At 64.3% G+C, this 20,811-nt stretch carries 18 protein-coding genes; 15 read left to right on the forward strand and 3 right to left on the reverse strand.

The genetic code is table 11. From position 1 onward, the window contains the following. The first annotated feature begins 3 nt into the window (after positions 1–3). Both hutU and hutH read left to right on the forward strand, forming a co-directional pair. Positions 4–1,713, forward strand: a complete 1,710-nt coding sequence (hutU, locus tag BN1143_RS00400) for a urocanate hydratase (RefSeq protein ID WP_042049229.1) — start codon at positions 4–6, stop codon at positions 1,711–1,713. A gap of 4 nt (positions 1,714–1,717) precedes the next feature. Then, positions 1,718–3,250 (forward strand): histidine ammonia-lyase, encoded by a 1,533-nt coding sequence (gene hutH, locus BN1143_RS00405; RefSeq protein WP_042049230.1) that lies wholly within the window; start codon positions 1,718–1,720, stop codon positions 3,248–3,250. 73 nt (positions 3,251–3,323) lie between these two features. On the opposite strand, the gene BN1143_RS00410 is transcribed toward hutH, so the two are convergent. Both BN1143_RS00410 and BN1143_RS00415 read right to left on the reverse strand, forming a co-directional pair. Beyond that, on the reverse strand, positions 3,324–4,421 hold the full coding sequence (locus tag BN1143_RS00410) for a calcium:cation antiporter (protein WP_042049231.1): 1,098 nt from the start codon (positions 4,419–4,421) through the stop codon (positions 3,324–3,326). A gap of 220 nt (positions 4,422–4,641) precedes the next feature. Then, positions 4,642–6,177, reverse strand: coding sequence for an EAL domain-containing protein (locus BN1143_RS00415; protein ID WP_042049232.1), 1,536 nt, complete (start codon positions 6,175–6,177; stop codon positions 4,642–4,644). A 547-nt stretch (positions 6,178–6,724) separates the two neighbouring features. Between BN1143_RS00415 and BN1143_RS00420 the strand changes: the two genes are divergently transcribed. Next, positions 6,725–8,653 (forward strand): RNase E specificity factor CsrD, encoded by a 1,929-nt coding sequence (locus BN1143_RS00420; protein ID WP_042049234.1) that lies wholly within the window; start codon positions 6,725–6,727, stop codon positions 8,651–8,653. Between the two features lie 85 nt (positions 8,654–8,738). Here BN1143_RS00420 and BN1143_RS00425 read toward each other — a convergent pair whose 3' ends face one another. Continuing rightward, entirely contained in the window at positions 8,739–9,686 is a 948-nt protein-coding gene (locus BN1143_RS00425) for a 1-aminocyclopropane-1-carboxylate deaminase/D-cysteine desulfhydrase (protein ID WP_042049235.1), read from the reverse strand. Positions 9,687–9,755: 69 nt separating this feature from the next. Between BN1143_RS00425 and mshI the strand changes: the two genes are divergently transcribed. The 12 genes from mshI (at position 9,756) to BN1143_RS22825 (ending at position 20,803) form a co-directional block, all read left to right on the forward strand. After that, positions 9,756–10,619: an MSHA fimbrial biogenesis protein MshI gene (gene mshI / locus BN1143_RS00430; protein ID WP_042049236.1), complete on the forward strand. Its 864-nt coding sequence runs from the start codon at positions 9,756–9,758 to the stop codon at positions 10,617–10,619. Further along, a complete protein-coding gene (locus tag BN1143_RS00435; protein WP_042049237.1) occupies positions 10,619–11,212 on the forward strand; it encodes a PilN domain-containing protein in 594 nt (197 codons plus the stop codon). The genes mshI and BN1143_RS00435 overlap by 1 nt, the downstream gene beginning before the upstream one ends. Next, positions 11,212–11,859 (forward strand): MSHA biogenesis protein MshJ, encoded by a 648-nt coding sequence (locus BN1143_RS00440; protein ID WP_042049239.1) that lies wholly within the window; start codon positions 11,212–11,214, stop codon positions 11,857–11,859. The genes BN1143_RS00435 and BN1143_RS00440 overlap by 1 nt, the downstream gene beginning before the upstream one ends. Then, entirely contained in the window at positions 11,852–12,178 is a 327-nt protein-coding gene (locus BN1143_RS00445) for a SctD/MshK family protein (protein ID WP_042049241.1), read from the forward strand. The genes BN1143_RS00440 and BN1143_RS00445 overlap by 8 nt, the downstream gene beginning before the upstream one ends. Positions 12,179–12,248: 70 nt before the next feature. After that, positions 12,249–13,976 carry a pilus (MSHA type) biogenesis protein MshL gene (mshL, locus tag BN1143_RS00450; protein ID WP_042049242.1) on the forward strand — a complete coding sequence of 576 codons (1,728 nt, stop codon included), beginning with the start codon at positions 12,249–12,251 and terminating at the stop codon, positions 13,974–13,976. A 92-nt stretch (positions 13,977–14,068) separates the two neighbouring features. After that, positions 14,069–14,959 carry an MSHA fimbrial biogenesis protein MshM gene (gene mshM / locus BN1143_RS00455; RefSeq protein WP_017787332.1) on the forward strand — a complete coding sequence of 297 codons (891 nt, stop codon included), beginning with the start codon at positions 14,069–14,071 and terminating at the stop codon, positions 14,957–14,959. Then, positions 14,956–16,065, forward strand: a complete 1,110-nt coding sequence (locus tag BN1143_RS00460; protein WP_042049244.1) for a tetratricopeptide repeat protein — start codon at positions 14,956–14,958, stop codon at positions 16,063–16,065. The genes mshM and BN1143_RS00460 overlap by 4 nt, the downstream gene beginning before the upstream one ends. A 32-nt stretch (positions 16,066–16,097) precedes the next feature. Then, positions 16,098–17,807, forward strand: a complete 1,710-nt coding sequence (gene mshE, locus BN1143_RS00465) for an MSHA fimbrial ATPase MshE (RefSeq protein WP_017764683.1) — start codon at positions 16,098–16,100, stop codon at positions 17,805–17,807. A 53-nt stretch (positions 17,808–17,860) separates the two neighbouring features. Beyond that, positions 17,861–19,081, forward strand: a complete 1,221-nt coding sequence (gene mshG, locus BN1143_RS00470; RefSeq protein WP_010635376.1) for an MSHA fimbrial biogenesis protein MshG — start codon at positions 17,861–17,863, stop codon at positions 19,079–19,081. Positions 19,082–19,146: 65 nt separating this feature from the next. Continuing rightward, positions 19,147–19,608, forward strand: a complete 462-nt coding sequence (locus BN1143_RS00475; RefSeq protein ID WP_017764681.1) for a hypothetical protein — start codon at positions 19,147–19,149, stop codon at positions 19,606–19,608. Between the two features lie 77 nt (positions 19,609–19,685). After that, entirely contained in the window at positions 19,686–20,357 is a 672-nt protein-coding gene (mshB, locus tag BN1143_RS00480) for an MSHA fimbrial major subunit MshB (RefSeq protein WP_005308090.1), read from the forward strand. A 14-nt stretch (positions 20,358–20,371) separates the two neighbouring features. Continuing rightward, complete coding sequence (locus BN1143_RS22825) at positions 20,372–20,803, forward strand: prepilin-type N-terminal cleavage/methylation domain-containing protein (RefSeq protein WP_017778496.1); 432 nt, start codon at positions 20,372–20,374, stop codon at positions 20,801–20,803. The last annotated feature ends 8 nt before the right edge of the window (positions 20,804–20,811 follow it).

Below are 20,811 nucleotides of genomic sequence, written 5' to 3' on the forward strand. Positions count from 1 at the left end.
TCTATGTCTGTACAACACCAGGATCCCCGCCACGATCCGAGCCGGATCATCCGTGCTCCCCACGGCACCCAGCTGACTGCCAAGAGCTGGCTCACCGAGGCGCCCCTGCGGATGCTGATGAACAACCTGGATCCGGAAGTGGCCGAGCATCCCCAATCCCTGGTGGTGTACGGCGGCATCGGTCGTGCCGCCCGCAACTGGGCCTGCTTCGACAAGATCGTCGAGGTGCTGACCCGCCTCGAGGAGGATCAGACTCTGCTGGTGCAATCCGGCAAGCCGGTTGGCGTGTTCCAGACCCACAAGGACGCCCCGCGGGTGCTGATCGCCAACTCCAACCTGGTGCCGCACTGGGCCAACTGGGAGCACTTCAACGAGCTCGACAAGAAGGGCCTGATGATGTACGGCCAGATGACCGCCGGCTCCTGGATCTACATCGGCACTCAGGGGATCGTGCAGGGCACCTACGAGACCTTCTTCGCCGTGGCGAACCAGCACTTCAACGGCGAGCCCAAGGGACGCTGGATCCTGACCGGGGGCCTGGGTGGCATGGGCGGCGCCCAGCCGCTGGCCGCCACCATGGCCGGCTTCTCGATGATCGCCGTGGAGTGCGACGAGACCCGCATCGATTTTCGCCTCAAGACCCGCTACGTCGACAAGAAGGCCCATAGCCTGGATGAGGCGCTGGCCATGGTCGAGGAAGCCAGGCAGAGCGGCACTGCCGTCTCCGTCGGCCTGCTCGGCAACGCCGCTGACGTCTTCGCCGAACTGGTGGCCCGCGGCATCACGCCGGACGTGGTGACCGACCAGACCTCAGCCCACGATCCCATCCACGGCTACCTGCCCCAGGGCTGGAGCGTGGCCCAGTGGCGCGACCTGCAGAAGAGCGCGCCGCAAGAGGTCAATGTGGCCGCCCGCCGTTCCATGGCTCGCCAGGTGGAGGCCATGCTGACCCTGCAATCCCGCGGCGCCGCCACGCTCGATTACGGTAACAACATTCGCCAGATGGCGCTGGAAGAGGGGGTCAAGAATGCCTTCGACTTCCCGGGCTTCGTGCCGGCCTATATCCGCCCGCTGTTCTGCGAGGGCATTGGCCCGTTCCGTTGGGTGGCCCTCTCCGGCGACCCGGAAGACATCTACAAGACCGATCAGAAGGTGAAGGAGCTGATCCCGGACGATCCCCACCTGCACAACTGGCTCGACATGGCCCGCGAGCGCATCGCCTTCCAGGGCCTGCCGGCGCGGATCTGCTGGGTCGGCGTCAAGGATCGGGTGCGCCTGGGCCTGGCCTTCAACGAGATGGTGAAGAACGGCGAGCTGAAAGCCCCCGTCGTCATCGGTCGCGACCACCTGGACTCCGGCTCGGTGGCGAGCCCGAACCGCGAGACCGAATCCATGATGGATGGCTCCGATGCCGTCTCCGACTGGCCGCTGCTCAACGCCCTGCTCAACACAGCTGGCGGAGCGACCTGGGTTTCCCTGCACCACGGTGGCGGTGTCGGCATGGGCTTCTCCCAGCACTCCGGCGTGGTGATCGTCTGTGACGGCACCGACGACGCCGCCAAGCGGGTCGGCCGCGTGCTGCGCAACGACCCGGCCACCGGGGTGATGCGTCACGCCGATGCGGGCTACGAAATTGCCATCAACTGTGCCGTTGATGAGAAACTGGATCTGCCGATGATTGACGGCGCCAACGGTGTCAAAGGAAAGGTGTAACACCATGTTTGAACTGACTATTACCCCGGGCGAGCTGGATCTCGCCACCCTGCGCCGCGTCAGCCGCGAGCCGGTACACGTTTCACTGGATCCTGCCGCCCTGGCGGGGATCCACGCCTCCGCCGCCGTGGTCACCAAGGTGATCGAACAGAATCGCGTGGTGTATGGCATCAACACCGGCTTCGGCCTCCTGGCCAACACCCGTATTCCGGTGGAGCAGCTGGACGAGCTGCAGCGCTCCATCGTGCTCTCCCATGCCGCCGGTATCGGCGAGTACATGGATGACGCCACCGTGCGGCTGATGATGGTGCTCAAACTCAACTCCCTAGCCCGCGGTTTCTCCGGCATCCGCCTGACGGTGCTGGAGGCCCTGATGCGCCTCATCAACGCCGAGGTGTATCCGGTGGTGCCGAAGAAGGGCTCCGTCGGCGCCTCCGGCGATCTGGCGCCGCTGGCCCACATGAGCTGCCTGCTGATCGGTGAAGGCAAGGCGCGCCACAAGGGCGAGCTGATCGATGCCACCACGGCCCTCAAGATTGCCGGGCTGGAGTCCATCGCACTGGCACCGAAAGAGGGGCTGGCACTGCTCAACGGCACCCAGGCGAGCACCGCCTTCGCGCTGGAAGGGCTGTTCCACGCCGAGGATCTCTACGCCGGTGCCATCACCATAGGCGCCATGAGCGTGGAGGCGGCCCTTGGCAGCCGCCGGCCATTCGATGCCCGCATCCACGCGGTGCGCGGTCAGCGCGGGCAAGAAGACGCGGCTGCCTGCTACCGCCACCTGCTGGTGGATGGCAGCGAGATCGGCATGTCCCACCACAACTGCGAGAAGGTGCAGGATCCTTACTCCCTGCGCTGCCAACCGCAGGTGATGGGCGCCTGCCTGACCCAGATCCGTCAGGCGGCCGAGGTGCTGGTGTGCGAGGCCAACGCGGTCTCCGACAACCCGCTGGTGTTTGCCGAGGATGAGGACATTCTCTCCGGCGGCAACTTCCACGCAGAACCCGTGGCCTTCGCCGCCGACAACCTGGCGCTGGCCATCGCCGAGATAGGCTCCCTGTCTGAGCGGCGCATGGCGCTGCTGATCGACTCGCGGATGTCCGGTCTGCCGGCCTTCCTGGTCAACAACGGCGGCGTGAACTCGGGCTTCATGATCGCCCAGGTCACCTCGGCGGCGCTCGCCTCCGAAAACAAGACCCTGGCCCACCCGGCCTCGGTGGACAGCCTGCCCACCTCCGCCAACCAGGAGGATCACGTCTCCATGGCCACCTTCGCCGGTCGCCGGCTGGCGGACATGGCCGAGAACACCCGCGGCATCCTGGCGGTGGAACTGCTGGCGGCAGCGCAAGGGTTGGATTTCCGCTCACCGCTGCGTTCCACCGAGCTGGTGGAGCTGGCCAAGGGCCGTCTGCGCGAAGAAGTCAGCTTCTACGACAAGGACAGGTACTTCGCGCCGGACATCGAGGCGGCCGCCGCCCTGCTGGGCCGTGCCAGCTACAACGACCTGATCCCGGCCGGCGTGCTGCCGAGCCTCTAAGCAGCCATCCAGCCCATGACAAAAGACCGCCCATCGGGCGGTCTTTTCGTTGCTGGGGTTGCTGATTTAGCGGTTATTCGTGCTCGAACATGAGGAACAGGTAGACCACGAACAACACCAGGTGGGTAGCCCCGTGCAGCGCATTGGTGCGGCCGCTGCTGAAGGTCACCTTGCACACCATGAGAGTGGTGATGAGCAGCACCATGTCGGCGGCGGAGAGGCCTAGGCGCACCTCCTGCCCCAGCATGGCGCCGATGAACAGTACCGCAGGCACTGTGAGGGCGATGGTGGCCAGCACAGAGCCGAAGTAGAGGTTCATGGCCCGCTGCAGCTGGTTGTTGAAGGCCGCCTTGATGGCGCCGACCGCCTCGGGGGCCAGCACGATACAGGCGACGATGAAGCCCCCCAGCGCCGGCGGCGCCGCCAGCACCTTGACCCCGTGGTTGATGGGAATGGCGAGGGTCTTGGCCAGCAGGATCACCACCACCAGATAGGCGAGCAGCAACAGGGTGTGGTAGACGTTGCTCTGCAGCGGGCCGTGGTGCTCTTCGTAATCCTCGTGATCGCTGTCGATGAAGAAGTGGCTGTGACTGCGGGTCTGGATCAGCAGGAAGACGCCGTAGAGCAGCACAGAGATGATGATCAGCATCCAGGACATGGCGCTCGACATGCTGCCGATGTTGCCCCCCTCGGTGACGTTGGGCAGTACCAGACAGAGCAGCGCCAGCGGAATGATGGCCACCAGATAGGATTTGACCCCGTCCAGATTGAAGCTCTGGGTGTGGTAGCGCCAGCCGCCAAACAACAGGGTGAAGCCCACCAGGCCGTTGGTCACCAGCATCACCACCGCAAACATGGTGTCGCGGGCCATCACCGGATTGGGTTCGCCGGTCAGCATGACCGAGGAGAGCATCACCACCTCCAGCGAGATGACCGACAGGGTCAGGATCAGGGTGCCGAAGGGTTCGCCCAGCTTGATGGCGAGGGCATCGGAGTGGCGCACCACCGAGAAGATGGCCCAGGTGACGATGGCAAGCAGCACAGCCGACACCGGAAGATAGATCCCGAGCGGAGTTGTCTCTGTCAGCAGGTCGCTACCGGGCGTCTTGAAGAAGAGCAGGGTGAGCAGGCCGACGGGCAGGGCAATCTCTTGCCGGATAAATGACTTCATAGGCAGTGGTTCTCATCTCGGGGCGGCGTGAGCCGACGGGTATGGAGCAGGATGGCACGTCACCGCAGTGACGGCCCTGCCAATGATAAAGGCTGTTGTCCGCGCAAGGAAAAAACATTTTGTTGCAAGATATGAGGGGAGCCGCATCCTCACCCGCTGCCAGCACAGAGTGGTGCTCGCCTGTGCGGTCGAGGGGGCGGTCGAGAGGGCAGAGGCTGGCTCAGCGCTCGCCCCCGTGGTTCTGGTACCAGGCCAGCAGCCAGATCTTCAGCTTGGTCAGGGCCATGGGCGGGGCATAGACGTAACCCTGGATCAGGTGCACGCCGTGCTGGTCCAGATATTCCACCTGATCCTGGCGTTCGACCCCCTCGGCGATCATTTCCATGCCCGACTCGCGGCCAAAGGCGATGGTTGCATCCAGCACGCTGCGTTTGAGATCGTCCGTGCCTATGGTGTCGACGAACATCTTGTCGATCTTGATCTGGCGGATGCCGAGTCGCTGCAGGTAGGCGAAGCCGCCGTAACCGGTGCCGAAGTCATCCAGCTTGAAGTGGTAGCCCCGCTGCTGCAGGGCGCCGATCTCGGCGCTCGCCGTTTCGATGTCGGTGATGGGCTTGCGCTCGGTCAGCTCGAAGGTGAGCTGGGCGGGAGAGGGCCAGCCGTGGCGAAGCAGCAGGTTGCGCAGGTGCGGTTGCTCCAGGTGGGAGGCCACTATGTTGACGCTGACCCACTGGCCGGGGATGAGCTTGGGCAGGTCGGCGATGACTTTTTCCAGCAGCTGGCTGGTCATGGGCAGGATCAGCTCCTGCTCTTCCGCATAGTCGATGAAGGCCCCTGGCGGGATCAGGCCGCCGCCCCGCTGCCAGCGCAGCAGTGCCTCGAACCCCACCACCTGCTGGCTGCGGCTGTCCACCACGGGTTGGTAGAAGGGGACGAACTCCCGCCGCGCCAGTCCGGCCTGCAACAATCCCTTGAGAGAGCGACGGTAGTTGCGCAGCCCCCAGTAGGCCGCGACCAGCAGGGCCCCGATGGCGGCGCCGCACCAGAGCCCGTAGTAGCGGGCCTGCTGCAGGGCGTACTGCTCGAGTGCCCGGCCCGCCCACAGGGTCTGCCGGATCTGCTCGTGGGGATCGAGAAAACTGAGGCTGAGGCTTTGACTGCCTGCCTCCTCCTTGATGGCGCTGTCGCCGCGGGGGAAGGTCGGGCTGGAGCCCCTCGGTTGCAGCTGGCTGAATTCGAGGTAGAAGCAGTTGGCGCAGGGATATTGCAGCAGGGCGTGGCTCCAGCTGTTGCTCAGCACCCAGTAGACTATGTTGCCGCCGCTGCGGTAGTAGGCGACTATCTCCTGTTCGGTGTTGAAGCGGGCCTGGGTGGCCGCGATCCCAAAAGCATCCTGATTGGGGTAGGGGGGCAGCTCGGCCAGGGTGAAGGGCAGATCCATCCCCAGGCTGGAACAGCCGCCACCGGAGGCGAGCAGCAGCCCCTGAATGCGGATGTGTTCGTTGTAAAAACGGGGGGCTCGCAGCAACGCCATGTCCTGCTCGCCGCAGTCAAAATGGAACTGCACCAGCTGGTTGCGAATGCTCTCGTCCAGTACCTGATGTCGCTCCACCAGGGCGGCCTTGATCTCCTCTTTTTTCTTCTGCAGCAGCTGGTGGGCCAGGGTGCCGCCGAGCAGTTGGCTGAGGGGAAGACTGGCCAGCAGCGGCAGGCAGAACAGCAACAGAGTGAGCCAGAGTGGGGAGATGGTTCGCAAGGGGCACCTGCCTGATGGGCGAATAGGATGCATATGAGTGGCATCATCATAGTGCATTAGCTGCATCGATTTGAGCGGAGGCGATCACACTTGTGTCGTAGATTTATAATCTACTGATAAATAATGGTTTTATAAAATCGGCTGCTGAAGATTCAATCGCTGACCTGTCATAAATGACAATTGTCCAGCTTATCTGAAGTGGCTAGAGTAGCCGTGCGGTTTGACTCACCGTGTGTTCAATACTCCTGTATCTGTTTTTTTGTCAGTAGCACAGAGTGTTAGTTTTGATATGAGTGTTTCTTTTGGTCCCCTCTGCGGGACCATTTTTCTGCCTGTCATTCGGCCATGGCCCTGAGCCCTGCCTCCCTTTCTTTTCCGTGATCCTCCTTTTTTGGCTGCCACCCTGTCCGGGGCTTGGTGTTCTCGCACCTGTTTGGGTATGCTCGCCCGCTTAATTCCAGAAGCGGGATCTTCGTCCATAGGCGCGCTTCAAGGTTGGCTGATACGATGAAGCCACATGGAAGTTGTCGGGCATACGGAAAGGTACATGAAACTGACCACCCAGCTTGTCTCGTTTATTACCCTGTGCGTCATCGCGGCCATGGCCATGGTGCTGCTTGGCGGGGTGTTCAGCTTTCGCGAGCTGGGCATGGAGCTGCAGCAGAAGAAGGTCAACTCCCTGGTGGAGATCATCGACAAGCAGCTGGATATCGCCGACGATCATCAGGATCTCACCCGCTGGCTGCCGACCCTGCTGCGCTCGGCCCACGTGGTTGAGCTGGAGATCCGCCAGAACAAGCAGCGGATCTACTGGTTTCGCGACGTGCAGCAGCCGACCGACGAGAGCCTGCTGATCCCCTATCACCAGGCCATTCCCCATCAACCCGACATGCAGGCCGACTTCAAGCTGGAGCGGCCGTTCAAGGAGTTCGAGTACTCCATCAAGGCCATGTCCGGCATCTCCCTCGGCATCTTCATCGTGGTGTTCGGGCTCTGGTACTCCATCCGCTGGCTGCGTCTGCAACTGCGCGGGGCCGAGCTGCTGGCGGAGCGGGCCCAGCTGATCCTGGACGGCAAACTGACCAAGCTGGCCCACGATCCGGCCGACGAGTGGCCGCAGTCAGCCAGCCAGGCCCTCGACTATCTGCTGGCCGAGCTGGCGGATGCCCGCAAGGAACGCAGCCGCTTCGACAACTTCATCCGCAGCAACGCCTTCGTCGACAAGCTGACCGGCATCGGCAACCGGCTGTTCTTCGACAACCGGCTGGAGAGCGCCATCATGGAGGCGAGCGTGATGAGTGGCGGCGTGCTGCTGATCGAGCTGGCCGGGCTGGAGGAGCTGGATCCCGAGCTGAACGGCCGCCAGAGCCAGGATCTGCTGATGGAGGCGAGCGCCTCCATTGCCGCCTTCGTGCGCAAGCACAGCGGTGCCCTGCAGGCTCGCTATGCCGGTCAGGTGTTTGCGGTGCTGCTGCCCAACATGTCGGAGAGCGAGATGGTGGATGCCGCCGGCCAGCTGCACAAGAGTCTGCAGCGGCTGCACTGGCCCGAGGCGGTCAATGCCGACACCGCCGTCTATCTGGGGGCGGTCTGCTATCAGGCCGAGGACTCCCTGCTCAAGGTGCAGGAGGAGGCGGAGCTGGCGCTCAAGAGCGCGCAGCTGCAGGGCCACACCGGCTGGTTCCTCTACGAGAAGCAGCTGGACGAGGAGCAGAGCAGCAAGGGCACGGTGCGCTGGCGCACCCTGATCGGCCGGCGCATCGAGGAGCACGGCATCGACTTCTACGTGCAGCCGGTGCAGCAGGAGCGGGATCAGGTGGTGCTGCAGCAGGATCTGCTGATCCGGATCCACGACGAGCAGGGACGGGAGCTGCAGGCTGGCGTCTTCATGCCGATGGCGGAGAAGGCGGGGCTGCTGCTGCCGCTGGATCGGCTGGTGGCACAGCAGACCCTCGCCCTGTTGCGTCAGCGCTCCGAGCAGAGCTGCCCCATCAGCCTGACTCTCTGCGCCCAGAGCCTGCTGCACCGGGAGTTCCAGCGCTGGCTGTTCTTCGATCTGTTCCAACTGCCGCGCAGCACCAACGAGCGGCTGATCCTGCAACTCTCCGAGGCCCAGGTGACCCGCCACTACGAGGCGCTCAAGCGGCCGCTGCGGGCACTGCGCATGCTGGGCTGCCAGCTGGCCATCGATCATGCCGGCCAGGACGTGGTGAGCACCCAGTACATCAAGGAGTTCGAGATCAACTTCCTCAAGCTGCACCCCAGCCTGGTGCGCGAGATCCACACCCGCCAGGTCAACCAGATGGCGGTACGCAGCCTGGTGGGGGGTTGTGCCAATACCCGCACCCGGGTCATCGCCGTGGGGGTGGAGAGCGGCGACGAGTGGAAGATGCTGCGCCACCTCGGGGTGCACGCCGGGCAGGGCCCCTGGTTTGCCGAGCCACAGCGGCTGGTGCTGGAACCGGCCGGCGCCTGACGGAGGCAAGAGAGGGTCGCTTGGGCGACCCTCTCTTTTTTTGTGGTCAAGAGCGGTGGTTCAGCGCCTGCGCCGCGCCCGACCGTCACAGGCGCCCCTGCTCTCTCAGCCCCGCCAGCCCCTGCATGCCGCCGGTGTGGATGAAGACGATCTTGCTGCCGCGCGGGATGCGACCGGCCGCCAGCTCGCGAAACAGCCCCCACATCGCCTTGCCGCTGTAGATGGGTTCGAGTGGCAGACCCGTCTCGGCGCTGAAGGACTGCACCCACTGCCAGAGCGCCGGAGTGAATTTGGCATAGCCGCCGTCGTGGTGATCCAGCGCGATCCGCCAGCCGGGCGTGTCGGCAGCGGCGGGATGGAGGCGGCGCACCTCGTCGGCGATGAAGCTCCCCCCCTTGAGCACGGCGATGGCGAGGATCTGTTCCAGATCCCGCTTGCCGGCGATGAGCCCGGCCAGGGTGCCGCCGCTGGCACAGGGCAGCACCCAGAGATCCGGCGAGAAGGGCACCTCGTCGACCAGCTCGGCCACTCCGGGGATGGCCAGCGGGCTGCTGCCCCCCTCCGGCACTATCAGGGTCTCTTCATCCTGGAATTGGTCCAGCCAGGCGGGATCCTGCCGTCGCCGGTAGCTCTGGCGGTCGACAAAAATGAGATCCATGCCCCAGCCTTTCGCCGCGCTCAGGGTGGCGTTGCTGACGGCTTCCGGTTCCCCGCGTATGATGCCGGTAGTACGCAGGCCAGATTGGCACCCGGCCGCCGCCAGGGCATGGATATGATTGGAGTAGGCGCCGCCAAACGAGAGCAGATGGCGCTTGCCTTGCTCCTCGGCATACCGCAGGTGGTACTTGAGCTTGCGCCACTTGTTGCCCGAGATGGCGGGGTGGATCAGATCGTCCCGTTTGCACCAGAGCTGGACATCATGGGTGTTCAACAGCGGGTGCGAGACAGCGTGCAGCGGCGAGGGCAGCAGGGCCGGTTGCAACGGCAACGACAAGCCGGATTGGGGCTGGGGTGGCAATGAGTAATCCGTCATTTATCTGGAGGCTAATGCTCTGTTTATGCTAAGGTTTAATCCATTTTTGGCGGCCAGGTGCGGGTTTCAATGAAACAACTTTTCAGACGTTCGACCCCGGGCGGACAGGTGGGACTCCTGCTGGCCGGCGATCGGATCATGCTGGCTTCGCTCGGCAACCCACCCATCTTCGCCACCCGCGCCATCAACGGCCCGCAAGAGTGGTCCCAGGCCATGGGCGAGCTGTTCAGCCGCCACGGCCTCGCCAAGTCTAAGGTGCGAGTCGCCCTCGCGGCCAGCCTTTATCAACAGGTCCAGATCGACAAGCCGGCGGTGCCCGATGCCGAAATGGCTGGCGCCCTGCCCTGGGCGGTCAAGGATTACGTCAACGAGCCCGTGCTGCAGCTCGCCATGGATTATGTGGACCTGCCCACCCCGCCCGCCGGCCGGCCGCGCATCAACGTGATCTGCGTGCCCAAGGCCCGGGTGCAGCAGCTGGCGGATGCGGTCAATCAGGTGGCGACCCTGGAGGCCATCGTCAGCGATGAACTGGCGATGACCGCCCTCTACGAGCCGGATCAGACGGTGCGCATGCTGCTGTGGCAGCCAAAGGGGCAGGATCTGCAACTGCTGGTGTTCCATCAGGGGGGGCTCTGCTTCTCCCGTCAGCTGCGTGGTTTCACGGCCCTCGCCGGCGAGCACGAACCGGAAGCCATGCTGCTCGATTCGCTGGCGCTGGAGATCCAGCGCTCCCTCGATTACCTGGCGGGCCAGCTCAAGCTGCCGGAGCTCGGCCAGATGCAGCTCGCCATCGCCTCGCCCTTCATCGGCACCCTGGTGCGTCACATGGAGCAGACCTTCGGCTTTGCCGTCTCCGCGATGGCCAACAAGGCGATCCTGTCTGGAGTCGAATATCTCTCGGCCTATGCAGCTGCTCTGGGGGAGGATGCCTGATGAAACGTCAGATCAACCTCTATGGCGCCGAGTTTCGGCCCAGACGGCAGTGGGCCAGCCTCAACCAGATGGCGCTGGTGTGGGGCGCTTGCGTGCTGGTGCTGCTGTGCGCCGCCGCCGTCATCGGCTGGCAGCAGCATGGGGTCGAGCGCGAGCTTACCCAGTTGCGGGCTGAACTGGAGGTCAAACGCGGCGAGGCGCAGCGGCTGGATGCCGAGCTGGCCCGCCACCAGGCCGATGGCCTGCTGCAACAACAGCTTGTCACCAAGCAGGAGGAGCTGACCGCCAAGCAGGGCCTGATCAGGCAGCTGGGCAGCCTGGCGCTGCAAAAATCCAGGGGCTATGCCGGGCTGATGGCCGATCTCTCCCGCATCCGGGATCCGCAGCTCTCCTTGCAGCGGATCGAGATCGCCGACGGGCGTGTCAACCTGTCCGGTTTCGCCGGCCGCAGCCAGGACGTGCCGGCCTGGGTCAACCGTTTCAAGCAGACCCCCAGTCTGGCGGGCAAGCAGTTTGGTGAATTGACCTTGAGCCGCGACAAGGAGGGCCGGCTGGCCTTCCAGCTCAGCGGCATCGAACGGGAGAAGCCCTGATGAGCCTGAAAGCGCAGTGGCAGGCCTGGGCAGACAAGCTGGCCGCCCTCAGCCAGCGTGAGCGGGTACTGATCATGCTGACCGGCGTGGTGCTGGTCGGTGCCATCTCCACCTATGGTTGGCTGGATGCCGCCGTGGTGCGGCTGGAGCAGGATCGGCTGGCGCTGAGCTCTGCCCAGCGGGATCTGGAGATCATGGATCTCGAGAACCAGGGCAAGCAGGCCAGGCTGGCGCGGGATCCGGATCAAAACGTGCGCACCCAGCTGGCTGGCGTGGATGAGGAGATCGGCAAACTGGATGCGGCGCTCAAGGCCCAGACGGTGGATCTGATCCAGGCCCACGAGATGCCGGAAGTGCTGGAGGCGCTGCTGTCGCGCTCCGCCAATCTGCACATGGTGGCGCTCACTTCGCTGGCGCCCGAGCCGCTGATGGCGGGCGAGCAGCGCATCAACCTGTTCAAGCACGGCATCCGCCTCAAGCTGGAGGGCGGCTATTTCGACGTCTACCAGTACCTCAAGGCGCTGGAGGCGCTGCCGCGCCACTTCTACTGGAAGCAGTTTGACTATCAGGTGCAGGAGCATCCAAGGGCCGTGGTGGAGATGGAGATCTACACCCTCAGCACCAGCAAGGAGTTCATTCGTGGCTAGATGGTTTCCCCTGTGGGCGTGTCTGTTCACCCTGCTGGCCCAGGCGCAGACCGAGGTGTTGCAGGATCCCACCGCTCCCTTGAGCGGCGTCACCAGTGGCGCCAGTGCGACCGGTTCCCGCGAGGCCGGTCTACCCAGGCTGCAGAGCATCATGCTGGGCAACGGCCCGGCACTGGCGGTGCTCAACGGCAACAGTTATCGGGTCGGTCAGCAGGTCGAGGGCTATCGCGTGGTGGCCATCAGTGCAGATGCCGTGGTGCTGGAGAAGGGGGGCAAGCGCCAGTCGCTGACCCTGTTTGCCAGCAAGATCCGCATCTGAACGCGCTCCGTCCGGGATGGGCGGAGCCAGGTTTGTCGAGTTTAATTGCAAGTCAGGGCGCACTAATTACATGAAAAAACATCATCTCTGCCTGATTTCCGTGGCCGTGCTGACGGCAGGCTGTACCAGCTACCGCCACCCAGAACCCGTGCAGGCCAAGGACGCGCTTCGGCACGCCATGACTGAGCAGAGCAAGGCCGGCGCATTGACCAGCGTACCCAAGTCGGTACAGAGCGAACTGCTGCAACTGAACCGCCCGCCCCAGGCCATCAGCATGCCGGAGCCCAGGCTGCGCATCGCCGCGCACGACGTGGATGCGGTGGAATTTTTCGGCTCTCTGTTCAAGGGCTCCCGCTACAGCGTGGCGGTGCATCCCGGGGTGGCCGGCCAGATCTCGGTCGAGCTCAAGGACGTGACCCTGAGCGAGGTGCTGGGGGTGGTGGGGGACATGTACGGCTTCGACGTGCAGCGCAAGGGCAACGTGTTTCACGTCTACCCGGCCGGGCTGCGTACCGAGACCATTCCGGTCAACTACCTGATGATGTCCCGACGCGGCCTCTCCCGTACCTCGGTCAGCACCGGCGGAGTGACGGCCAACGACAGTAATGGCAACAGCAACAACTTCGATAACGCCAACGGCAATACCAACAACAGCACCAGCAACCGCTCCTCCAATGGCGGCTCGGGCAGTGACGGCAACGGCACCCGCATCGAGACCGACACCAACAGCGACTACTGGACTGATCTGCGCGACACCCTGCAGACCCTGGTCGGCAGCGGTGATGGCCGCGCCGTCATTACCAGCCCGCAGGCGGGCCTGGTCACCGTCCGGGCCTATCCGAAAGAGCTCAAGGCGGTGCGCGAGTTCCTCAACCAGTCCGAGAGCCACCTCAAGCGCCAGGTGGTGCTGGAGGCGCGGATCCTGGAGGTGGCCCTCAGCGAGGGTTACGAGCAGGGGGTGGACTGGAGCGGATTGACGGCCAGCTGGGATGGCAACAAGGGTATTCCGACAGTGGCTCAGCCCATCCTGACTGCTCCGGGCAGCGATCCCGCGTACAAGCTGTTGAACGGTGCCGGCTCGCTGGGACCCAGCCTGGTGGGCGCAGCGAACCCGATTTTCAAGGCAATTGGTGGTGGTGCCGGGTTTACCATCACGGATGGCAACTTCAACGTGGCGGTCAACCTGCTCAAGACCCAAGGGGACGTGAACACCCTCTCCAGCCCGCGGGTGACGGCGACCAACAACCAGAAGGCGGTGATCAAGGTGGGGACTGACGAGTACTACGTCACCAACGCCTCCACCACTATCACTACGACCCCCACGGGCACAGACAAGACCCCCAACGTGGAGCTGACCCCCTTCTTCTCCGGCATCGCGCTGGATGTGACGCCGCAGATCGACGAAGAGGGCAAAGTGCTGCTGCATATCCACCCCTCCGTCATCGACACCGAGGAGCAGAACAAGGTGATCGACATGGGGACCACAGGTGGCAAGCTGCAACTGCCGCTGGCCAGGAGTTCGATCCGCGAGTCCGATACCGTGGTGCAGGCCAACAACGGCGACATCATCGTCATCGGCGGCCTGATGAAGACCGACAAGCAGGAGATCGTCAGCAAGGTGCCGCTGCTGGGGGACATCCCCTGGGTTGGCGAGGCCTTCACCAACCGGCGCGAAAGCACCAAGAAGGTGGAGCTGGTGATCCTGCTCAAACCGACCGTGGTGGAGAAGGACACCTGGCAGAACGAACTGCAGCGCTCCTCCGAACTGCTCGACAAATGGTATCCCCCCAAGGGTTGATGGCATGAACGCCTATCAGGCTCTGTCCCCTGGTCTGGTGCTGGCGGGTGGTCTGTTGCAGACCGCCCGGCCTTGGCGTGGGAGCTGACGACATGTACCTGAACCACTTCGGGCTGCAGGAGGCCCCCTTCGGCCTCACCCCCAACACCGGTTTCTATTACGGGCTGCCTCCGCATGAGGAGGCGCTGCAGGTGCTCAACTGGGCGCTGGCACAGGGGGAGGGCTTCATCAAGGTGACCGGCGAGGTTGGCACCGGCAAGACCCTGCTCTGTCGCAAGCTGCTGAGCGAACTGGGCTCGGAGGAGCGGCCGGTGCGTCTGGCCTGGCTGCCCAATCCCCATCTCAGCCCGGCCGAGCTGCGCATCGCCCTGGCGCTGGAGCTGGGGTTGCCGGTGCGGGATCAGAGCGAGCTGGATCTGACCGACCGCATCCACCGCCACCTCATTAGCCTGCATCGGCAGGGGAGCCGGGTGGTGGTGCTGATCGACGAGGCGCAGGCGCTGCCGGACGAGACGCTGGAGGCGATCCGGCTGTTCGGCAACCTGGAGACCGAGTCGAGCAAGCTGCTGCAGATAGTGCTGTTTGGCCAGCCCGAGCTGGATAGCCGGCTGGCCAAGCCCCATCTGCGCCAGCTGCGCCAGCGGATCGGCTTCTCCTACTGCCTGCGGCCGCTGCGGTTCGACGAAACCCGCGCCTATCTGGAGCACAGATTGCACATCTCCGGTTATCGCGGGGCCCCGCTGTTTGGCGGGTCGGCCCTGCGCCAGCTGTGGCGCGCCTCGCGCGGCATCCCGCGGCTCATCAATATCCTGGCGCAGAAATGTCTGATGCTGGCCTACGGCCAGGGAGCGCGCCAGATCGACGGCCGGCTGGTGCGACTGGCCGTGCGCGACACCGATGACGCTCGCCGCTTCGTGTCGCGGCGCTGGTGGCCGCTGCTGCTGTTGCTGGGCTGTGCCCTCGCCTATGGAGTCTGGCAATGAGCGTGATCAATCAGATGCTAAAGGATCTGGAACAGCGTCAGCAGGGGGGCGAGGGGGCCGTCTATGTGCCGCCCGTCCGCCAGCAGGGCTGGTGGATGTTGCTGCTGACCCTGATCTGCGGGCTGGCCCTCGGCATTCTGGGCTGGCGTACCTGGATCTACTGGCAGCAGAGCCAGCGGGTCGTCGAGGTCCGCCAGCTGCAGACGACCGGCGAGCCCACACCGGACGCCGTTGCCCACGCCGTGCCCGCCCCTGTGCCGGCCAGTGCAGAGCAGGAGCCGGTGGATCAGGTGGTGGCGCTGCCGACCCCGCGCCAGCTTGCTCCATCACCGGCCGCCGAGCCGAGACAGGCGCCGGCTGCGCAGGAAGAGGCTGTCGCCGACGAGGCAGACGTAGCGGCCGTCGACGAGGAGGGGCCGAGCGACGAGGAGCTGCAACCCGACCTCTATGCCGAACTGGCGGCGGAGCAGGAGGCCCCCGCGGCCGCGCCGCGCAAGCCCGGCGTGCTCAAGATAGAGACGGTCAACCTCTCCGAGGCCGAGCTGGCCACCCTGGCCGAGCGCAAGGCCACCACCGCCATGGCCAAGGGGCAGCTGCGCGATGCCCAGGACAACTACTATCAGGTGCTGGCCCACGATCCCCGCAATCAGGGGGCGCGCGAACAGCTGGCGGGTCTGCTCTACGGCGAGGGACGGCTGAGCGAGGCGAGCCAGTTGCTGGAGGAGGGGCTCAGGCTCGATCCGGGGCAGGCGGATTTTAGGCTGCTGCTGGCGCGGCTCGCCATCAGTGGCGGTGATCAGCGCAAGGCGCTGGATTGGCTGACCGGCTGCCGACCGGATCTCGCCAGCAATCTGGACTATTACGCCACTTGGGCTGGGCTCAGCCAGGAGCTGGGCCAGCACACCGAGGCGGCGGATCTCTACGTGAAATTGTTGCGCCAGCAGCCGGATCAGGGCCGCTGGTGGCTCGGGCTCGGCGTGGCCGAGGATGGGCAGGGCCACAGCCAGCGGGCGCTGGACGCTTATCGCAATGCCCAGTTGCACGGCAACCTGGGCGAGGCCTCGACCAGCTGGCTTGAACAGCGTATTGCCCAGCTCGCCCCCTGACGGGCGGCCGGGATCACTTTTTTGGAGTTTGCATGGCACAACCCAGACTGAAAATGCGCCTCGGCGACCTGCTGGTACAAGAGCAGATCATCTCGGATGATCAACTGCAGCTCGCCCTGCAGCAGCAGCGTCAGACCGGCCGCAAGCTGGGCACCACCCTGATCGATCTCGGCTTTATCAGCGAGGTGCAGCTGCTGCAGTTCCTCGCCCGCCAGCTGGACGTGCCCTTCTTCGATCTCAACAACCTCACCATAGATGCGTCGGCGGTGCCGCTGCTGCCGGAAGTGCAGGCGCGCCGCTACCGGGCGCTGGCGGTCAACCTCACCGACAACAGGGTGACGGTGGCCATGTCGGATCCGGCGGACCTGAGCGCCCTCGACGCCATCGCCGCCCTGCTCAGCCCCCGCGAGATGGTGCTGGCGGTGGCCCGTGAAGGGCAGCTGCTGGAGTATTTCGACCGCCTCTATCGCCGCACCCGCGAAATAGAGAGCTTCGCCGAGCAGCTGCACGAAGAGTATCAGGACGCCGGCTTCGAGCTCGGCTCCAGCAATCTGGGAGCCGGCGACGAGGGGGAAGCGACGGTGGCCAAGCTGCTGCGCTCCCTGTTCGAGGACGCGGTGCAGGTGGGGGCCTCCGACATTCACATCGAGCCGGACGAGAAGGTGCTGCGCATTCGCCAGCGTATCGACGGCATCCTGCACGAGAACATATTGAGCGAGGTGCGCATCGCCCAGGCGCTGGTACTGCGCCTCAAGCTGGTGGCCGGCCTAGACATCTCCGAGAAGCGGTTGCCGCAGGATGGCCGCTTCAACATGAAGGTGCGTGGCCGCGACGTGGATGTGCGGATGTCGACCATGCCGGTGCAGTACGGCGAGTCCGTGGTGATGCGGCTGCTGGACCAATCCTCCGGCATCCTGTCGCTGACCGAGACCGGCATGCCGCCGGAGATCCTGACCCGCTTCCGGCGCCAGCTCAAGCGGCCCCACGGCATGATCCTGGTGACGGGGCCCACCGGCAGCGGCAAGACTACCACCCTCTACGGTGCCCTCTCCGAGCTCAACCAGGCCAGCCAGAAGATCATCACGGTGGAAGACCCGGTGGAATACCGGCTGCCCAGGGTCAATCAGGTGCAGGTTAATCCCAAGATCGGGCTTACCTTCTCCCACGTGCTGCGCTCCACCCTGCGCCAGGACCCGGACATATTGCTGGTGGGGGAGATGCGGGACAACGAAACGGTGGAGATCGGCCTGCGCGGCGCCATCACCGGCCACCTGGTGCTGACCACGTTGCACACCAACGACGCCGTCACCAGCGCCCTGCGCCTCATCGACATGGGGGCGCCCGGTTATCTGGTGGCGAGCGCGCTGCGGGCGGTGGTGGCCCAGCGGCTGGTGCGGCGGGTGTGCGAGCACTGCGTGGAGGAGAAGGCGCCGGACGAGGGCCAGGCCACCTGGCTGACCGTGCTCTCCGGCGAGGCGCCGGGCCAGCACGTCTACCACAAGGGGCGCGGCTGCCAGAGCTGCAACTTCACCGGCTATGCCGGCCGGATCGGGGTGTACGAGCTGCTGGAGCTGGATCAGCCCATGATGGATGCTCTGCGCCGCAACGACGCCGAGGGCTTCGCCAGGGCGGCGCGGGAGCACGAGCACTACCGGCCGCTGGCCCTGACGGCGCTCGATTATGCCCGCCAGGGGATCACCTCGGTGGACGAGGTGCTGAGACTGGCCGAGGATCTGGGGTAAGTGATGACCAACTTCATCGGCAGTGAACGGGGCCGGCTGGCGCGAGGCACACCATGAGCAGCTTTGCCTACAAGGGGCGCGACAGCCAGGGCAATGCCGTCAGCGGCGTGGTGGACGCGGCCAACGAGATGGCTGCGGCCGAGCAGCTGATGCGTCGCGGCGTGATGCCGACCGAGTTGAAACCCGGCAAGGCGAAGGCGGCCGCCCTCGACTGGTCCCTGTTGCTGGAGCGGGGCGTGCGGCTGGACGAGCTGGTGGTGTTCAGCCGCCAGATGTATGCCCTGACCCGGGCCGGCATCCCCATCCTGCGCGCCATCGCCGGGCTGGAGGAGAGCGCCCACAGCAAGCCGCTCAAGCGGGCGCTGCACGCGCTGGGGGAGGATCTGGGCAACGGCCGGCCGCTGTCGAGTTCGATGCAGGCCCATCCCAGGGTGTTCAGCAGCCTGTTCGTGGCCATCATCCACGTGGGGGAGAACACGGGTCAGCTGGAAGAGGCGTTCTTGCAACTGGCCAACTATTTCGAGCTGGAGCTGGAAACCCGCAAGCGGATCAAGACCGCCATGCGCTACCCCAGCTTCGTGCTGATTGCCATCGGCATCGCCATGGTGATCCTCAACATCATGGTGATCCCGGTCTTTGCCGGCATGTTCGCCAAATTTGGCGTCGAGCTGCCGCTGGCGACCCGGATCCTGCTCGCCACCTCCCACTTCTTCGTGCACTACTGGTGGGTGATGCTCGGCGTGCTGCTGGCCATGGTGTTCGGCTGGCGGCACTGGGTCAGCACGGTCAAGGGCAAGCTGACCTGGCACAGATGGCAGCTCAAGTTGCCGATCGTCGGCACCATCATAGAGCGCTCCCTGCTGGCCCGCTTCGCCCGCAGCTTCTCCATGATGCTCAAGGCCGGGGTGCCGCTCAACACGGCGCTGAGCCTGGTGGCCGACGCGGTGGACAACGCGCACATGGCGGGGCGGATCCGCGACATGCGGGCCGGCATCGAGCGGGGCGAGAGCCTGCTGCGTACCGCCGGGGCCAGCGGCCTGTTTACCCCGCTGGTGATGCAGATGATCGCGGTGGGGGAAGAGACCGGCCAGGTCGATGATCTGCTGCACGAGGCGGCCGAGTATTACGAACGGGAGGTGGATTATGACCTCAAGAGCCTCACCGCCCGGATCGAGCCGATCCTGATCGGGATCGTGGCGGTCATGGTATTGATCCTGGCGTTGGGTATCTTTACGCCGATGTGGGACATGATGCGGGCCGTGCGCGGCAAATAGCCGGTCAACGAGGCGGGATATGATGCGGGCGGTGTGGATAAGCGGCAGAGTGTGGAGCGAGACGGGTGAGTCGACAGTCACAACAGGATGAGCACTGGCTGGGAGGCTATCGGCGGCTGGCCGCGGTGATCCTGTTGCTGATCATAGTGGCGACCCTGGCCCGAAGCTATCTTGTCCACCGGGAGGAGGCGCTGGCCGTCAGCCTGACCCTGCTGGGGGAGCAGTTTGCCGAGCGAGCCCAGCGCCTGCACGGACTCTGGCTCGAGCAGCGACGTCCGGCCCTGTTGCACGTCGAGGGGGTGGCCTGGCAGTTTGATGCGCGGGGCTGGCCGCTGGGTAGCGGTGACCCACTGACGCCCTCCGAGCATTGCCGCTGGCTGTGGGATCGGCTCATCGGCGCTACGGCCTCGACCCAGCCGCCGGTGCAGGCCCTGGCGAGCCAGGATGGCACCGGATGTGAGTTCGGCTTGGAACCTAATTGGCTGATTTATCACTTTTCTGACGGCAGAGTGCTGGAAAAGCCCTGAATGAGGCTTTTTTTGCGAGCCAGCTAAATGATTTTTTTGTATCTACATGAAATAATGTGGGTTATTACGGAGGGTTCATGACAACAACGCGACTGGTTCCAAAATATGCCGGTGTGGCGAGCCCCCATCGGGCAGCGGGTTTCTCGTTGATCGAACTGGTGATCGTCATCGTCATCCTGGGGATCCTGGCGGTGACGGCCTTGCCCCGTTTTCTCGATGTGACCGACGAGGCCAAGAAGGCCAGCGTGGAGGGGGTCTCCGGCGGGTTTGCTACTGGCGTATCGCTGGTGCGGGCCCAGTGGGAGGCCGAAGGGCGTGCCAAGCAGGACAGCCTCAATACTGTGCTCTATGACGGCTCCCGCTTCTACCTGACCACGCCGACCGATACCCAGGTCAGCAATGGCGAGCTGTCGCCCGGCTATCCCATGGATACTTCGGCGGGCGGTGGCATCGACGTGGATCCGGCCAACCTGACGGCCCCGCGCTGTCTCAAGATTTGGGAGGGTCTGCTGCAGAACCCGCCCAAGGCTACCACCAGCTTCAGCGAGGTGCGTGGTAGTGGCAATGACCTGAAATACTATGTCAGTGTGACCAATAACGGCCTGGACTCGGTCTGCCGCTACTATCTGGTCAATAGTTTGAGTAAGGGTAGTGATGGCAAGTATCAGGATCCGCAAGGCAGCACTGATGCATTCATGAGTTTCAGTTACCGTCCGGCTTCCGGTCAGGTGACCACCAACATTAATTGACAGAGGAAAACAAGATGAAAAAACAGGCGGGTTTTACCCTGATCGAACTGGTCATCGTGATCATCATTCTGGGTATCCTGGCAGTGACCGCTGCACCCAAGTTCCTGAATCTGCAGGATGATGCCAAGAAGTCCGCCGCTCAGGGCGTGCAGGCCGCTGTCAGCAGTGCTGCCCAGCTGGTCTACAGCAAAGCGGCCCTGGTAGGTGTTGAGCGTGATGCCAACGGCGCTGTAAGCAGCAGCGATGGTACCAGCATTGATGTGGTTTATGGTTATCCGGCTGCGACCACCAATGGTATCCAGCGTGCCGTCACCATCGACGGTTCCTGGGCTGGTGCGGCGTCTGGTGCAAACTTCGTATTTGCTACCAGCGGTTCCAAATGCACAGTGACCTATGCTCCTGCAAGCAGCACTGCTGGTGCTACCACTACTCTGGGTGGATGCTGATTCAGCAT

The organism is Aeromonas dhakensis, from assembly GCF_000820305.1.
Classification (GTDB): Bacteria; Pseudomonadota; Gammaproteobacteria; order Enterobacterales; family Aeromonadaceae; genus Aeromonas; species Aeromonas dhakensis.

Bases quoted from the DNA above. Each gene is read 5' to 3' on its own strand.
- hutU (WP_042049229.1), top strand. From the start codon at position 4: ATGTCTGTACAACACCAGGATCCCCGCCACGATCCGAGCCGGATCATC.
- hutH (WP_042049230.1), top strand. From the start codon at position 1,718: ATGTTTGAACTGACTATTACCCCGGGCGAGCTGGATCTCGCCACCCTG.
- BN1143_RS00410 (WP_042049231.1), bottom strand. From the start codon at position 4,421: ATGAAGTCATTTATCCGGCAAGAGATTGCCCTGCCCGTCGGCCTGCTC.
- BN1143_RS00420 (WP_042049234.1), top strand. From the start codon at position 6,725: ATGAAACTGACCACCCAGCTTGTCTCGTTTATTACCCTGTGCGTCATC.
- BN1143_RS00425 (WP_042049235.1), bottom strand. From the start codon at position 9,686: ATGACGGATTACTCATTGCCACCCCAGCCCCAATCCGGCTTGTCGTTG.
- mshI (WP_042049236.1), top strand. From the start codon at position 9,756: ATGAAACAACTTTTCAGACGTTCGACCCCGGGCGGACAGGTGGGACTC.
- BN1143_RS00435 (WP_042049237.1), top strand. From the start codon at position 10,619: ATGAAACGTCAGATCAACCTCTATGGCGCCGAGTTTCGGCCCAGACGG.
- BN1143_RS00440 (WP_042049239.1), top strand. From the start codon at position 11,212: ATGAGCCTGAAAGCGCAGTGGCAGGCCTGGGCAGACAAGCTGGCCGCC.
- mshL (WP_042049242.1), top strand. From the start codon at position 12,249: ATGAAAAAACATCATCTCTGCCTGATTTCCGTGGCCGTGCTGACGGCA.
- mshM (WP_017787332.1), top strand. From the start codon at position 14,069: ATGTACCTGAACCACTTCGGGCTGCAGGAGGCCCCCTTCGGCCTCACC.
- BN1143_RS00460 (WP_042049244.1), top strand. From the start codon at position 14,956: ATGAGCGTGATCAATCAGATGCTAAAGGATCTGGAACAGCGTCAGCAG.
- mshE (WP_017764683.1), top strand. From the start codon at position 16,098: ATGGCACAACCCAGACTGAAAATGCGCCTCGGCGACCTGCTGGTACAA.
- mshG (WP_010635376.1), top strand. From the start codon at position 17,861: ATGAGCAGCTTTGCCTACAAGGGGCGCGACAGCCAGGGCAATGCCGTC.
- mshB (WP_005308090.1), top strand. From the start codon at position 19,686: ATGACAACAACGCGACTGGTTCCAAAATATGCCGGTGTGGCGAGCCCC.
- BN1143_RS22825 (WP_017778496.1), top strand. From the start codon at position 20,372: ATGAAAAAACAGGCGGGTTTTACCCTGATCGAACTGGTCATCGTGATC.